The organism is Pseudomonas mandelii (assembly GCF_024138395.1).
Lineage (GTDB): Bacteria > Pseudomonadota > Gammaproteobacteria > Pseudomonadales > Pseudomonadaceae > Aquipseudomonas > Aquipseudomonas mandelii_E.
The window spans coordinates 300,142-313,785 of record NZ_JAMYDU010000002.1; the positions used below are offsets into that span (position 1 = coordinate 300,142).

Genomic DNA, 13,644 nt, shown 5'->3' on the forward strand with positions numbered 1-13,644 from the left:
TTACTGCTTTTCCAGCAACCACTTGCGATCACCCGGCGTAAACGAAGGCATTTCGTCCGCCAGTGCGGCATTCACGGTTTGGAAAATCTCCAGTTCCTTGCCCTTGCGCGCAAAGATCCAGGTGTTGCCCTGGCCGTTCACCTGCAACCAGATGTTGTCGTTGCCGCCGCTCATCGACGCGCAATCGCCCGCCAGGCACAGGGCATAACGATCCGCACCGGGCAGGCCGGCAACCTGGCCATCGGGCTGGAACTGCACGGTGTTGCCTTCGCCGGGGCCGCTGAGGATTTTCCAGCTGCCGCCCATGTAAGCCGAATACAGCGCCCGCTCGAAACTCGCGCCAATCGGTGCGCCTTCCGGAACCGGGATTGGCGCACGGTCGAAAATTTGTTCCGGCTCGTTGTCGTTGGCGGCCTGGCTAAGTTGCTTGCCATCACGCTTCAGCTCGCTGGCGGAGCTGCCATAAAAGTCGACTTTCCAGGCGCCGGACTCTTCGCCCAGCAGCTTGCCTTCGACATGTTCAAAACCATTGGTGTAGCGGGCCTGACCGGCTCTGGTGTTGACGTCCCATTCCAGGTTCGGGCCATAGACCTGGAGCGCTTCCCGCAGGGGGCCGCCTTTGGATGCAGCATCGATCGCCGACTGATTGATCCAGGTGCCGCTGATATCACGATCGGCAGGGTCGCTGGCACAACCGCCCAAGAGAAGGGCGACCAGCGAGAGAGCTAGCGCTTGGCGCATGGTGGAATCCTTTCAAAACAAGATCGGCGCAGCCAGGCTGCGCCGGACACGTTACTCGATGACCAGAATGGCATCCATTTCAACCTGCGCACCCTTTGGCAGGGCTGCTACGCCGATGGCGGCGCGGGCTGGGTAAGGTTGGTCGAAGTACTTGCCCATGATCTCGTTGACCTTGGCGAAGTGGCTCAGATCGGTGAGGAAGATGTTCAGTTTGACGATGTCCTTGAACGAGCCACCGGCTGCTTCAGCCACGGCTTTGAGGTTCTCGAACACCTGGACGGTCTGGGCTTCGAAGCCTTCAACCAGTTCCATGGTTTTTGGGTCCAGAGGAATCTGACCCGACATGTAAACGGTGTTGCCAGCCTTGATCGCCTGGGAATAAGTACCGATGGCGGCCGGGGCCTTGTCGCTGTTGATAACGGTCTTGGTCATGTATGACTCCTTGTAAAGGGTGGGCTACGCGCGCATGCGGGTGATGCGGATGACCCCGGTCAGGGCGCGCAGTTTCTTGATCACGCGGGCCAGGTGCACGCGGTCGTGCACGCTGACCACCAGTTGGACCACGCTGATACGACCGTCGCGTTCATCCATGCTGATTTTTTCGATATTGCCGTCGGCCGCGTTGACGCTGCTGGCCAGCAGGGCGATCAGGCCGCGCTGGTGTTCCAGTTCGACGCGCAGCTCGACATTGAATTCGCCGGTGACATCCTTGGCCCACGAGAGCTGGATGCATTTTTCCGGGTTGTGGCGGATTTCGCTGATGTTGCGGCAGTTGTCCAGGTGCACCACCATGCCTTTGCCCGCGGACAGATGGCCGACAATCGGGTCGCCCGGGATCGGCGTGCAGCATTTGGCGTAACTGAGTACCAGGCCTTCGGTACCGCGAATCGCCAGCGGACCTTCCGGGCTCGGCAGCTGTTCGCCTTCGCCAAGCAGGCGGCGGGCGACCACGTAAGCCATGCGATTGCCCAGGCCGATGTCTTCGAGCAGGTCTTCGATCAGTTCTAGGCGGTATTCGTGGAGCATCACCTGCACGCGCTCGGCCGGGACTTTTTCCAGGGAGCTGTCGAAGCCGTTGAGCACTTTGTTCAGCAAGCGTTCGCCGAGGCTGATGGACTCGGAGCGGCGTTGCAGTTTCAGCGCGTGGCGGATGTGTGTCCGCGCCTTGCCGGTGACCACGAAGTTGAGCCATGCCGGGTTCGGCCGCGCGCCGGGGGCGCTGACGATCTCGACCGTGGAGCCGCTTTGCAGCGGTTCGGACAGCGGCGCGAGACGACGATTGATCCGGCAGGCAATGCAGCTGTTGCCCACGTCGGTGTGCACCGCGTAAGCGAAGTCGACCGCCGTGGAGCCTTTGGGCAGCTCCATGATCCGGCCTTTAGGCGTGAACACGTAGACCTCGTCCGGGAACAGGTCGATCTTCACGCTTTCGATGAATTCCAGCGAGTTGCCGGCGCGTTGCTGCATCTCCAGCACGCCTTTGACCCACTGGCGGGCGCGGGCGTGAGTGCCTTTGGGCTGCTCGTCGCCGCTGGATTTGTACAGCCAATGGGCGGCGATGCCATTGTTGGCCATCTCTTCCATTTCACGGGTGCGGATCTGGATCTCGATCGGTACACCGTGCATGCCGAACAGCGTGGTGTGCAACGACTGATAGCCGTTGGCCTTGGGGATCGCGATGTAATCCTTGAAGCGCCCGGGCAAGGGTTTGTACAAATTGTGCACGGCACCCAGCACGCGGTAGCAGGTATCGACCTTGTCGACGATGATGCGGAACGCGTAGACGTCCATGATCTCGTTGAAGGCCCGACGCTTGCCGCGCATTTTCTTGTAGATGCCGTAGAGGTGTTTCTGACGACCGCTGACCTCGCCCTGGATGCCATCAATGGCCAGACAGTGGCTGAGGGACTCTTCGATCTTGTTGACGATTTCCTTGCGGTTGCCTCGGGCGCGTTTGACCGCCTGGTTGATCCGCGCGGAACGCATCGGGTGCATGGCCTTGAAGCCGAGGTCTTCGAACTCTATGCGGATGGCGTGCATGCCCAGCCGATTGGCGATGGGCGCATAGATTTCCAGGGTTTCCTTGGCGATCCGCCGGCGTTTTTCGCCGGACAGCACTTCCAGCGTGCGCATGTTGTGCAGGCGGTCGGCCAGCTTGACCAGGATCACGCGAATGTCGCGCGCCATGGCCATGGCCATTTTCTGGAAGTTTTCGGCCTGGGCTTCGGCTTTGGTCTCGAAATTCATCTGGGTCAGTTTGCTGACCCCGTCGACCAGTTCGGCCACGGTTTCGCCGAACTGCGCTTGCAGCGCTTCCTTGGCAATACCGGTGTCTTCAATCACGTCGTGCAGCATGGCCGCCATCAGGCTCTGATGGTCCATATGCATGTCGGCAAGAATATTCGCAACCGCGAGTGGGTGCGTGACGTACGCCTCACCGCTGCGGCGGCGTTGGCCATCGTGAGCTTGTTCGGCGTAGAAGTACGCTCGGCGGACCAGATTAACCTGGTCCTTGCCGAGGTAGGTCGATAAGCGATCGGCGAGGGCGTCTATGCTCGGCATGATAATTCCTGCCGTTCGTTGTGACCCCGCGCCGTGCTACGTCGACCAGGCATGGACTTATACTGCCTCGTTGGACTCGTCCTCGAACGCTGCGAACAGCGGTTCGTCTTCGACGATTTCAGCGTTGGCGATGAACTCGTAGCTCATCAGGCCTTCAGCGATTTCACGCAGCGCTACAACAGTAGGCTTGTCGTTTTCCCACTGAACCAGGGGCTCTTTGCCGCCGGTGGCCAGTTGACGGGCACGCTTGGTAGAGAGCATGACCAGCTCAAAGCGGTTTTCCACGTGTTCTAGGCAGTCTTCAACGGTTACGCGGGCCATGGTATTCCTCGGAGCGAATGCAATATGCGCGCTGCCCGGTTGGGCGAGCGGACTCAACAGTTTAAAAAATCACCAGCGATTAGGGAAGCGCTGATTTTTTGACCAAGCCCTTCAACGCGCTGCAAGTGCCAATGTAAAGCCCTTGCAACGGTTTTGGGAAGCGCTGTTTAGCCGAGCAATTCGGCCAATAATTTGCCGTGACGCTGCTGCTGACGCTTCTGATGCAGCTGATTGGCACGGAAAATCGCCTGCAAATCGCGCAGTGCGTGGGCGAAATCGTCGTTGATGATCAGGTAATCGTAGTCGACGTAGTGGCTCATTTCGCTGACGGCTTCGCGCATCCGGCCTTCGATGATCTCGTCGCTGTCCTGGCCACGATTGGTCAGGCGCTGATGCAAGGCTTGCAGAGATGGCGGCAGAATGAAGATCGAGCGGGCCTGGGGCATCAACTTGCGCACTTGCTCTGCACCCTGCCAGTCGATTTCCAGAATCAGGTCGTGGCCTTCGTCCAGGGTCTGCTGCAGGTGGCTTTGCGAGGTGCCATAGAGATTGCCGAACACTTCGGCGCGCTCGAGGAAATCCCCGTGCTCGATCATCTTCACGAACTCGCTGCGTTCGACGAAGTGATAGTTCACGCCGTTCACTTCACCGGGGCGCATGGCGCGGGTGGTGTGGGAGACCGAGACGCGGATCTCCTGATCAGCGTCGGTCAGGGCCTTGACCAGGCTGCTCTTGCCCGCGCCCGAAGGGGCGGAAATGATGTACAGGGTGCCAGTGCTGTGGGTCATGTCGGGTTTGCCTTACTCAATATTCTGCACTTGTTCGCGCATCTGCTCGATCAACACTTTGAGGTTGACCGCCGCTGTCGTGCTGCGCGGGTCGAAGGCTTTGGAGCCCAGTGTGTTGGCTTCGCGGTTGAGTTCCTGCATCAGGAAGTCCAGGCGCCGACCGGCAGCGCCGCCGGATTTGAGCACCCGGCGAACTTCGATGATGTGAGTGCTCAGGCGATCCAGTTCTTCGGCGACGTCGCTCTTTTGCGCGAGCATGACCATTTCCTGCTCCAGTCGCTGCGGGTCGAGGTCAGCCTTCATGTCGGTGAAGCGGTCGAGGACTTTCTGGCGTTGGGTGGCGAGCATCTGCGGGACCAGCTCACGCAGGATCACCACATCCCCTTCAATAGAGGTCAGGCGCTCGTTGATCAATCGCGCCAGCTCAGTGCCTTCTCGCTCGCGACCGGCCTTGAGTTCTTTCAGGCCCTGATGGAACAGCGCCAGGGCTTCGGCATTCAGCGCTTGCGGGTCGGCGGCATCGGCCACCAGCACGCCGGGCCAGGCCAGAACTTCCAGCGGGTTCAGTGCGGCGGGGTTCTTGATCAGGCCGGCGACTGTCTCGGCGGCAGCAACCAATTGCGCGGCGCGCTCGCGGTCCACTTGCAGCGGTTTGCCGGTGCTTTCTTCGGTAAAGCGCAGGGTGCATTCGAGCTTGCCCCGGGAGAGTTCCTGGCGCAGGGCTTCGCGGACCGCGCCTTCGAGGTCGCGGAAAGACTCCGGCAAACGCAGGTGCGGTTCCAGGTAGCGACTGTTGACCGAGCGCAACTCCCAGCTCAGGGTGCCCTGGATGCCGGCTTTTTCGACGCGGGCGAAAGCGGTCATGCTGTGCACCATGGAGGTACCTCGCAATGCAGGTCGGCGCGTAACCCATGGTTTCGCGGACCCGCTATCTGTGAATTAAAGCCGACAGGCAGCAAAGGCGCAGGATTGTAGCGCAGTGGGGCGGATGCGCCCAAACACACGCGGTGACAAAGAGCTGCAGACCGTCGGCTACGCTCTATTCAGGGCCTTCAATCGTCGGGCGATTTTTTTAGAAGTGCCCACGGGCGGCCCACGGCTCTATAATGCTCGGCAGTTTTCCGTCCCCCGTACAGGTAATCCCTATGAAACGTCCAAGTGGTCGCGCTGCCGATCAGCTCCGCTCGATCCGCATTACCCGCAACTACACCAAACACGCCGAGGGTTCTGTACTGGTCGAGTTCGGTGATACCAAAGTCATCTGCACCGTCAGCGTCGAGAATGGCGTGCCACGTTTCCTGAAAGGTCAGGGCCAGGGTTGGTTGACCGCCGAATACGGCATGCTGCCGCGCGCCACGGGCGAACGTAACCAGCGTGAAGCGAGCCGCGGCAAGCAAGGCGGCCGTACTCTGGAAATCCAGCGTTTGATCGGCCGTTCCCTGCGCGCTGCGCTGGACATGTCCAAGCTGGGCGACGTCACCCTGTACGTCGACTGCGACGTGATCCAGGCTGACGGCGGTACCCGCACCGCGTCCATTACCGGTGCCATGGTTGCACTGATCGACGCCTTGAAAGTGATCAAGAAGCGCGGCGGCCTGAAAGGTGGCGACCCGCTCAAGCAAATGATCGCTGCCGTTTCGGTGGGCATGTACCAGGGCGAGCCTGTGCTTGACCTCGACTATCTGGAAGACTCGGCTGCCGAGACTGACCTGAACGTGGTGATGACCAGCACTGGCGGCTTCATCGAAGTTCAGGGCACTGCCGAAGGCGCGCCGTTCCAGCCTGAAGAGCTGAACGCGATGCTGGCACTGGCGAAGAAAGGCATGAACGAGATTTTCGAACTGCAGAAGGCTGCATTGGCCGACTGATCGGACCCGCTTCACGCAAGGAGGACGCCATGAGTGACGAACAACTGCCGCTACCCACACCGAGCCGAGAGGTTCGTCAGTGGGCGATGTTTTGTCACCTGTCTGCCTTGCTGGGGATCTGGCTGCCGTTCGGCACGCTGATCGGGCCACTGATTCTCTGGCAGATGAAGCGCGAGTCAGACCCGTTCATCGATGCACAAGGCAAGGAAGCGCTGAACTTTCAGATCACCGTCGCCATTGCCTCCGCCATCTGCTTCCTGCTGATGGTGGTGATCATCGGGTTCTTCCTGTTTGGTCTGGTCGCGATCGGTGCGCTGGTGTTGACCATCATTGCCGGCGTGAAGGCCAATGAAGGGTTCCCTTACCGGTATCCGTTTACCTGGCGACTGGTGAAGTAAGGCGTAGCACAGAACCCTTGTGGGAGCGGGCTTGCTCGCGAAGGCGTCGTGTCAGGCGACATTAGTATCGACTGATACACCGCTTTCGCGGGCAAGCCCGCTCCCACAGAATGCAAATCATTGCCCACAAAAAAGCCGACAGCGATGTCGGCTTTTTTGCGTCTGCAAAAACACGCTTAGATCGTCAGCGTCCAGTCATAGTCCACGATCAGCGGTGCATGCTGCGAGAACCGTGGCTGACGTGGCAGGCGTGCGCTGCGTACGAAGCGGCGCAGGCCTGGGGTCAGCAACTGGTAGTCGAACCGCCAGCCCAGGTTGAGCATCTCCGCCTGTTCGTTGTCCGGCCACCAGCTGTACTGGTCGCCTTCACGGCTGACTTCGCGCAGGGCATCGACATAGCCCATGTTGCCGACAATCTCGTCCATCCAGGCACGCTCAGGTGCCAGGAAGCCCGGGGATTGCTGGCTGTCGCGCCAGTTCTTGATATCCAGCTTCTGTTGCGCCACGTACAGCGAGCCACAATAAATGTACTCGCGACGTTTGCGTCGCTGTTTATCCAGATAACGGGCGAAGTCGTCCATTAGCTTGAACTTCTGGTTCAAATCTTCATCGCCGTTCTGCCCCGAAGGGAGCAGCAAGGTCGCGATGCTGACCTTGTCGAAATCGGCTTGCAGGTAACGCCCGTAGCGGTCGGCCGTCTCGAAGCCGAGACCGCTGATGACTGCCTTCGGTTGCAACCGCGAGTACAAAGCCACGCCACCTTGGGCGGGAACTTCAGCTTCGCAGGCATAAAGGAAGTAGCCATCCAGTTGGAAGGCTGGATCGTCCAGTTCAAAGGCGGAGGCACGGGTGTCCTGCAGGCAGATGACGTCGGCATTCTGTGCTTGCAGCCAACTGAGCAAACCACGCTCGACTGCAGCCTGAATCCCATTGACGTTCACACTGATGATCCGCATAAGTGGCCCCAAAAATCGCGTGCGGGTATGATACACGGCGTCTACCTAATTAGCTAAATCCGTGGTATTTGGGGTTTTTTTCATGCAAGCGTATCAGCGCGACTTCATTCGTTTTGCCATTGATCGTGGCGTTTTGCGCTTCGGTGAGTTCACCCTGAAGTCCGGACGCACCAGTCCTTACTTCTTCAATGCCGGCCTGTTCAACTCCGGTTCTGCCCTGGCGCAGCTGGGTCGTTTCTATGCGGCAGCCATCGTCGAGAGCGGTATTTCGTTCGACGTGCTGTTCGGCCCAGCCTATAAAGGCATCCCGTTGGCGGCGACTACCGCCGTGGCGCTGGCCGAACATCATGGCCGTGATCTGCCATGGTGCTTCAACCGCAAGGAAGCCAAGGCCCACGGCGAAGGCGGTAGCCTGGTCGGCGCACCATTGACCGGCGACGTGCTGATCATCGACGACGTGATCACCGCAGGCACCGCCATCCGTGAAGTGATGCAGATCATCGCTTCCCAGGACGGAGCCAAAGCCGCGGGCGTATTGATCGCCCTGAACCGTCAGGAACGCGGCAACGGCGAATTGTCGGCCATCCAGGAAGTGGAGCGTGACTTCGGCATCCCGGTGATCAGCATTGTTTCGCTGAATCAGGTGCTGGAGTTCCTGGCGGACGATCCGCAACTCAAGCAGCATTTGCCGGCAGTTGAAGCCTACCGCGCTCAGTTCGGCGTCTAAAGAAAAGGCCCTGTGAGAACAGGGCCTTACTTTGTATGTCCGGGAAGCTGTTACTCCCGTAGGTGCAAGGCGCGCAACAAGGCATCAATTTGCCCGAAGGCGTCCTGTTGCCATTGATCCGGTGTGCGATCCCCAAGGATTTGGCTGTCTTCGACGAAACGTCTTACTGAGGTCGGGCCGTAGCCCTCGGCGATATCAAACTTTTCGCAGATGAACTGAAAACCCTGTTCGCCACTACCCATTTCAAGTACTGGCCGACACTCATCTGCGAGCGCTTCTATACCTCCAGGATAATTACGAACGCAATAGTAGATGTCGTACGCATCCTTCTGTTTATGCCTTCCGTTCAGGGCGTATCCCTTCATCGCAAGCAGTGCGGGGATCGAGCACACAGCGACCTCGACACGATTAGTGCCGCCCGTAGGCATGGGGCCCTCAATTGCAACCATCTGATAAAAACGCGTAGCCAAGTCGGCGCCATCAGCGCGTTGAACTGCAAAGTCATTGAGGATGGGCGGCTTATTTTGGATGATTTCGGCGTCTCGCGGCATTAAGAAGTCCACGATCACATCTATGGCAGCTCCACCATCCTTCACGGGAACCTGGCGAACGAGTTGGAATCGCCGAAGTTCCCCTCTTTGCTCGTACCCATTACCCATCAGTGCTTCGATCAATGTCGCGTACTCACCATCACCGAGGGCCTCTGCGTCCAGGCTCAAATCGACATCAAGGGTACCAACATGTTGCATATCGTCATTCGCAAGCAGAAGCCACGGTACCGCTCCACCGATCACTGCAAACTTGCCTTGAAGGAACCAAGAATTTGACCCATTTCGACTAATACCGCCTTCACTGCAATTGTCGTTCTGTCGTCATAATCCGAAGCAGATTGAGGCTCTTGAGGACTAGCGGGGCCATGTCAATTTTTCCTGTCGTAGATACTCGGCGGCTTCCTTTCCGCGCTCTCCTGTAACCGACAGGTCCAGATAGGTCTGGACTGGACTGGTGCATATGGCGCCCGGAGCGGCTTCAACGGTGTCCAATAGAAGTCCTTCGTCCTTGGGTAAAGTGATCACTACGTTTTCTCCCTTTGATGCGGGAACTAACTGTAATGCGTTGACCAATTTTTCCAGACCTTCAATATCCGTATAGAAGTAGTTCGTGCTGACTCGAGCATAGGGAGCGAGCCATTGGGCGGCAGAAAATGAGGAAAAAAGCGCGTGTCCGTTGCTCCTTTCGCCGATAGCGTTCCGTGCCGCATTTTCCAATGCGCTGCCGTGTAGGGGGGTATAGAACTTTTTACGGTCCCCTGATGGAAGCTCATACGTTTCGACCCATGCATCCAAAAGGGATTGAGGGTCGGATAGACATACGCCCTCACTTGTTGCTCGTGCCCATTCTCGATTCAGCAACGCTGTGCGGACATTACTGACTTGACCCAGACTCGCTCCGGCAGCTTTGGAGAGTTCCATCACCCGCCAGGCACGGTCCGGTTCCCGAAGCATCATACGAATGATTTGAGCTGACTTTGGTTTGAAGAGAGACTTCAGTTCCCTGTTCTCCGAGGGCGGCTTGTCAGTCACTTGATGGTCAATGAATACACCATCGAACGAAACCCAGGAATTACCCTCCAGATCCAGATATCCGACACCTTTTTCCCGACACGCTTGTCTGGCAACGGGCGAAAGATAAGGTGCGATCACGATAGGTGTAACACCTATGCCTCGCTCGTTCACATAGTCGCGAAGCTGAAGTATGGCTGCGTTTATGAATCTGGGCTGGCCACTTGCTTTCACCTCGCAGGCCAGAGAGTGCGATTTCCCTGATGTGTTTATCTCGACAATGAAGTCGGGAGTCCAGGCTTTTGAAAGCGGGGCAGATTTCAGGCTTTTAATCTCGAGGATCGGTACCTTGCTCAGGAGGTTGTGCAGCGCTTCTCTTGAATGTATTTCGAGCTCTTTCATTGATTTGACCCTTTTCAACGAATGCTGAAAATAGCCATTTGGGTGAAAATTGTCGAGAATTTTCACCCAATACGATAATTTCAACGACTGTTGAAATCGAGTAAATACTGAAATGTGAAAACGCGCGTACTGCTAACCCAGCTTCCGCCATTTGTCGATGAGCCGCACAGCGAGCCATCTATTGATCAGCGCAAATACCAACATCACCTAGACGACCTCACGTAAAGGGAGCGATCCACGTCGAAGTATTAAAGGTCCACCTGCTGCCACGAATGATGCTAACGGCGGCCGGTAGGTTGACGTAACAAGTGCCATGAAGGCGCTTGTCAGGGGCAGGGCGCACCCGAGTTAAGCATCAAATACCTTTCCTCGGCTGCGTTTTCTCGCTTGCGGGCCTGACTGTTTTTCATCCATCTTGAACATGAAAGTGGTCAGTGTCAGCAGCGAACCGCTGACCGCGACGATGTCACTGAACGGCATTCAAACCAAGCGTCCTGGGGCGTCGATCATGAACGAAGATCTGCATGGCTCAGTCCTCCAGGATTATTCTTTGCTGGTGCTACCGAATGTGGCCTTTTTGATCCCGACGGGTTTATTGGCTTTCTCCGGGTACGGATCAATAGCGGCATCGCCCTGACCGGTCAGAATTTTCCAGGCATGACGGGTATGGGGGGTTTTCCGGATTTGCGGGCACGGTGGCATCGAGGTCTTGGCTTGATTCGAGTATTCGTGACCGCAATCGACGCAGGCATAGGTGCCAGGGGAAACATCGCTGCCATAGGGAGCGTAATCTTTTTGCATGGTAAATCTCCTGTGAAGACAGGGAAGATCCTATGCAGATTGCTTCCTTCGCGATGTCGGACGTTTCGCCCAATCAGGTCAGGCGTTTCCTGCGCGCATAAAAAAGATCGCAGACTTCGTCGGTTCCTACAGGGTTTTCGTACATCCGAAAATCCGCTGTCGTAGGCGCTGTCGAAGGCTGCGATTTTTTAAGGTTTGAATCAGTGGCGCTTGCGATTGCTGATCAAGGTGCCCACACCGGTATCGGTGAAGATTTCCAGCAGAATCGCGTTCGGCACCCGACCATCGATGATCAATGAGCTGCCCACACCGCCTTGTACCGCTTCCAGCGCGCAACGAATCTTCGGCAGCATGCCGCCGTAGATAGTGCCGTCGGCGATCAGGTCGTCGACCTGTTGAGTCGTCAGGCCGGTCAGAACCGTTCCCGACTTGTCCATCAGGCCGGCAATGTTGGTCAGCAGCATCAGCTTCTCGGCTTTCAGTGCCTCGGCTACTTTGCCGGCCACCAGATCGGCATTGATGTTGTACGACTCGCCGTTGGCGCCGACGCCGATTGGCGCGATCACCGGAATGAAATCGCCTTTGACCAGCAGGTTCAGCAGGTCGGTGTTGATGCCGACCACTTCGCCCACTTGGCCAATATCAATGATTTCCGGCTGGGTCATTTCCGGCGTCTGACGGGTAACAGTGAGCTTTTTCGCGCGAATCAGTTCAGCATCTTTACCGGTCAGGCCGATGGCGCTGCCGCCATGACGGTTGATCAGGTTGACGATGTCCTTGTTGACCTGGCCGCCGAGGACCATTTCCACCACGTCCATGGTCTGCGCGTCAGTCACGCGCATGCCATCGATGAAGTGGCTCTCGATCGACAGGCGCTTGAGCAGGTCGCCGATTTGCGGGCCGCCACCGTGAACCACCACCGGGTTGATGCCGACGGCTTTCATCAGCACGATATCGCGGGCGAAGCCGGTTTTCAGCTCCTCGCTTTCCATCGCGTTGCCGCCGTATTTGATCACCAGCGTCTTGCCGACATAGCGGCGAATGTAAGGCAGCGCTTCGGACAGGACCTTGGCGGTGTTGGCGGCGGCTTCGCGTTCGAGGGTCATTCAGGGCTCCGGGTGAATCAAAACGGTAGTTGGAGATCAGGTGCAACGCGTTTCAGCTGGACGTGGAACACATCCTTGATGCGCTGCAATTCAGCCTCGTCATCGGCCTCGAAGCGCAGCACCAGCACCGGTGTGGTGTTGGAGGCGCGAACCAGGCCCCAGCCTTTGGCATAGTCGACTCGCACGCCGTCAATGGTGGTCAGGTCGGCGCCTTCACCCCATTGCGCATCGTGCAATGCATCAATGATGCTGAATTTGCTCTCTTCGGTCACATGGATATTGATCTCTGGCGTAGAAATATCGTTCGGGAAGGTCGCGAACAGCTCTTCCGCGGTGGATTTTTCCTTGCTGAGGATCTCCAGCAGCCGCGCGGCGCTGTAAATACCATCGTCGAAACCGAACCAGCGTTCCTTGAAGAAAATATGCCCGCTCATTTCACCGGCCAATAGGGCGCCGGTTTGTTTCATTTTCTTTTTGATCAACGAGTGACCAGTCTTCCACATTAGCGGGCGACCGCCGTATTCCTTGATCAATGGTGTCAGGCGGCGGGTGCATTTGACGTCGAAGATGATCTCCGCATCCGGATTGCGTGCCACGACGTCGCGGGCGAACAGCATCAGCAGGCGGTCCGGGTAGACGATGCTGCCGGTATTGGTAACGACGCCTACACGGTCGCCGTCGCCGTCGAAAGCCAGGCCCAGGTCGGCGTTGGTTTCCTTGACCTTGGCGATCAGGTCCACGAGGTTTTCAGGCTTGCCCGGGTCCGGATGGTGGTTCGGGAAATTGCCATCGACTTCGCAGAACAGCGGGATGACTTCGCAGTTCAGGGCTTCGATCAGCTGCGGGGCGATCACGCCGGCCGCGCCGTTACCGCAATCGACCACCACTTTCAGGCGGCGTGCGAGTTTAATGTCCTGGACGATTTCGGTGTTGTAGCGGTCGAGGATCTCGACCTTGGTGATGCTGCCCTTGCCGCTGCTCAGGTTGTTGGTCTTGAGGCGTTCGTGCAGGGCCTGGATCTGTTCGTTGGCCAGCGTGTCGCCAGCAATGACGATCTTGAAGCCGTTGTAATTCGACGGGTTGTGGCTGCCGGTGAGCATGACCCCGGATTTGCCGGCCAGTACGTTGGCGGCGTAGTACAGCGCAGGGGTTGGCACCAGGCCGACGTCGCTGACGTGGCAGCCGCTGTCGGCCAGGCCCTGGATCAGTTGTTCCACCAGTTCCGGGCCGGACAGGCGACCGTCGCGGCCGACGGACACATTGGGTTCGTTCTGGGCCAGGCTCTGGGAGCCGATGGCGCGACCAAGCCAATAAGCGGTTTCAGCGTTCAAGAATTCCGGGACGGTGCCGCGAATATCGTAGGCGCGGAAGATGCTGTCGGGGAACTTGGGTGCGACTTGGGCTGGGGTGCT

At 58.0% G+C, this 13,644-nt stretch carries 14 protein-coding genes and 1 pseudogene; 3 read left to right on the plus strand and 12 right to left on the minus strand.

Going from position 1 to position 13,644, the window contains the following annotated elements:
- From NHU87_RS04705 to NHU87_RS04730, 6 genes are all read right to left on the minus strand, one after another.
- Positions 1 to 741 carry a hypothetical protein gene (locus NHU87_RS04705; protein ID WP_253546075.1) on the minus strand — a complete coding sequence of 247 codons (741 nt, stop codon included), beginning with the start codon at positions 739 to 741 and terminating at the stop codon, positions 1 to 3.
- Positions 742 to 792: 51 nt separating this feature from the next.
- The gene (locus tag NHU87_RS04710; protein ID WP_253546077.1) at positions 793 to 1,173 is read right to left on the minus strand and encodes a RidA family protein; all 381 of its coding nucleotides are present in this window, start codon (positions 1,171 to 1,173) and stop codon (positions 793 to 795) included.
- Between the two features lie 24 nt (positions 1,174 to 1,197).
- A complete protein-coding gene (gene spoT / locus NHU87_RS04715) occupies positions 1,198 to 3,303 on the minus strand; it encodes a bifunctional GTP diphosphokinase/guanosine-3',5'-bis pyrophosphate 3'-pyrophosphohydrolase (protein WP_253546079.1) in 2,106 nt (701 codons plus the stop codon).
- 57 nt (positions 3,304 to 3,360) lie between these two features.
- Positions 3,361 to 3,624, minus strand: a complete 264-nt coding sequence (gene rpoZ / locus NHU87_RS04720; RefSeq protein ID WP_003177259.1) for a DNA-directed RNA polymerase subunit omega — start codon at positions 3,622 to 3,624, stop codon at positions 3,361 to 3,363.
- Positions 3,625 to 3,791: 167 nt separating this feature from the next.
- Complete coding sequence (gmk, locus tag NHU87_RS04725) at positions 3,792 to 4,412, minus strand: guanylate kinase (RefSeq protein WP_050681654.1); 621 nt, start codon at positions 4,410 to 4,412, stop codon at positions 3,792 to 3,794.
- A 12-nt stretch (positions 4,413 to 4,424) separates the two neighbouring features.
- Positions 4,425 to 5,288: a YicC/YloC family endoribonuclease gene (locus NHU87_RS04730; protein WP_253546082.1), complete on the minus strand. Its 864-nt coding sequence runs from the start codon at positions 5,286 to 5,288 to the stop codon at positions 4,425 to 4,427.
- Positions 5,289 to 5,557: 269 nt separating this feature from the next.
- On the opposite strand from NHU87_RS04730, the gene rph reads away from it, so the two are divergent.
- Positions 5,558 to 6,280 carry a ribonuclease PH gene (rph, locus tag NHU87_RS04735; RefSeq protein ID WP_030132447.1) on the plus strand — a complete coding sequence of 241 codons (723 nt, stop codon included), beginning with the start codon at positions 5,558 to 5,560 and terminating at the stop codon, positions 6,278 to 6,280.
- A 29-nt stretch (positions 6,281 to 6,309) separates the two neighbouring features.
- Positions 6,310 to 6,678 carry a DUF4870 domain-containing protein gene (locus tag NHU87_RS04740; protein WP_217856866.1) on the plus strand — a complete coding sequence of 123 codons (369 nt, stop codon included), beginning with the start codon at positions 6,310 to 6,312 and terminating at the stop codon, positions 6,676 to 6,678.
- A gap of 176 nt (positions 6,679 to 6,854) precedes the next feature.
- On the opposite strand, the gene NHU87_RS04745 is transcribed toward NHU87_RS04740, so the two are convergent.
- Positions 6,855 to 7,634 (minus strand): exodeoxyribonuclease III, encoded by a 780-nt coding sequence (locus NHU87_RS04745; RefSeq protein ID WP_007934608.1) that lies wholly within the window; start codon positions 7,632 to 7,634, stop codon positions 6,855 to 6,857.
- Between the two features lie 82 nt (positions 7,635 to 7,716).
- Here NHU87_RS04745 and pyrE point away from each other — a divergent pair, with 82 nt between their 5' ends.
- Complete coding sequence (gene pyrE, locus NHU87_RS04750) at positions 7,717 to 8,361, plus strand: orotate phosphoribosyltransferase (protein WP_007894680.1); 645 nt, start codon at positions 7,717 to 7,719, stop codon at positions 8,359 to 8,361.
- Positions 8,362 to 8,411: 50 nt separating this feature from the next.
- On the opposite strand, the gene NHU87_RS04755 is transcribed toward pyrE, so the two are convergent.
- From NHU87_RS04755 to NHU87_RS04780, 5 genes and pseudogenes are all read right to left on the minus strand, one after another.
- Positions 8,412 to 9,155, minus strand: a complete 744-nt coding sequence (locus NHU87_RS04755) for a hypothetical protein (RefSeq protein WP_253546084.1) — start codon at positions 9,153 to 9,155, stop codon at positions 8,412 to 8,414.
- A 111-nt stretch (positions 9,156 to 9,266) separates the two neighbouring features.
- Positions 9,267 to 10,325, minus strand: coding sequence for a type IV toxin-antitoxin system AbiEi family antitoxin (locus tag NHU87_RS04760; protein WP_253546087.1), 1,059 nt, complete (start codon positions 10,323 to 10,325; stop codon positions 9,267 to 9,269).
- A 543-nt stretch (positions 10,326 to 10,868) separates the two neighbouring features.
- The gene (locus NHU87_RS04770) at positions 10,869 to 11,126 is read right to left on the minus strand and encodes a zinc ribbon-containing protein (RefSeq protein WP_253546090.1); all 258 of its coding nucleotides are present in this window, start codon (positions 11,124 to 11,126) and stop codon (positions 10,869 to 10,871) included.
- A gap of 200 nt (positions 11,127 to 11,326) precedes the next feature.
- Entirely contained in the window at positions 11,327 to 12,232 is a 906-nt protein-coding gene (gene argB, locus NHU87_RS04775; RefSeq protein ID WP_008007602.1) for an acetylglutamate kinase, read from the minus strand.
- A 17-nt stretch (positions 12,233 to 12,249) separates the two neighbouring features.
- A pseudogene (locus NHU87_RS04780) lies at positions 12,250 to 13,626 on the minus strand (phosphomannomutase/phosphoglucomutase); the annotation flags it as partial.
- Positions 13,627 to 13,644 lie beyond the last annotated feature (18 nt).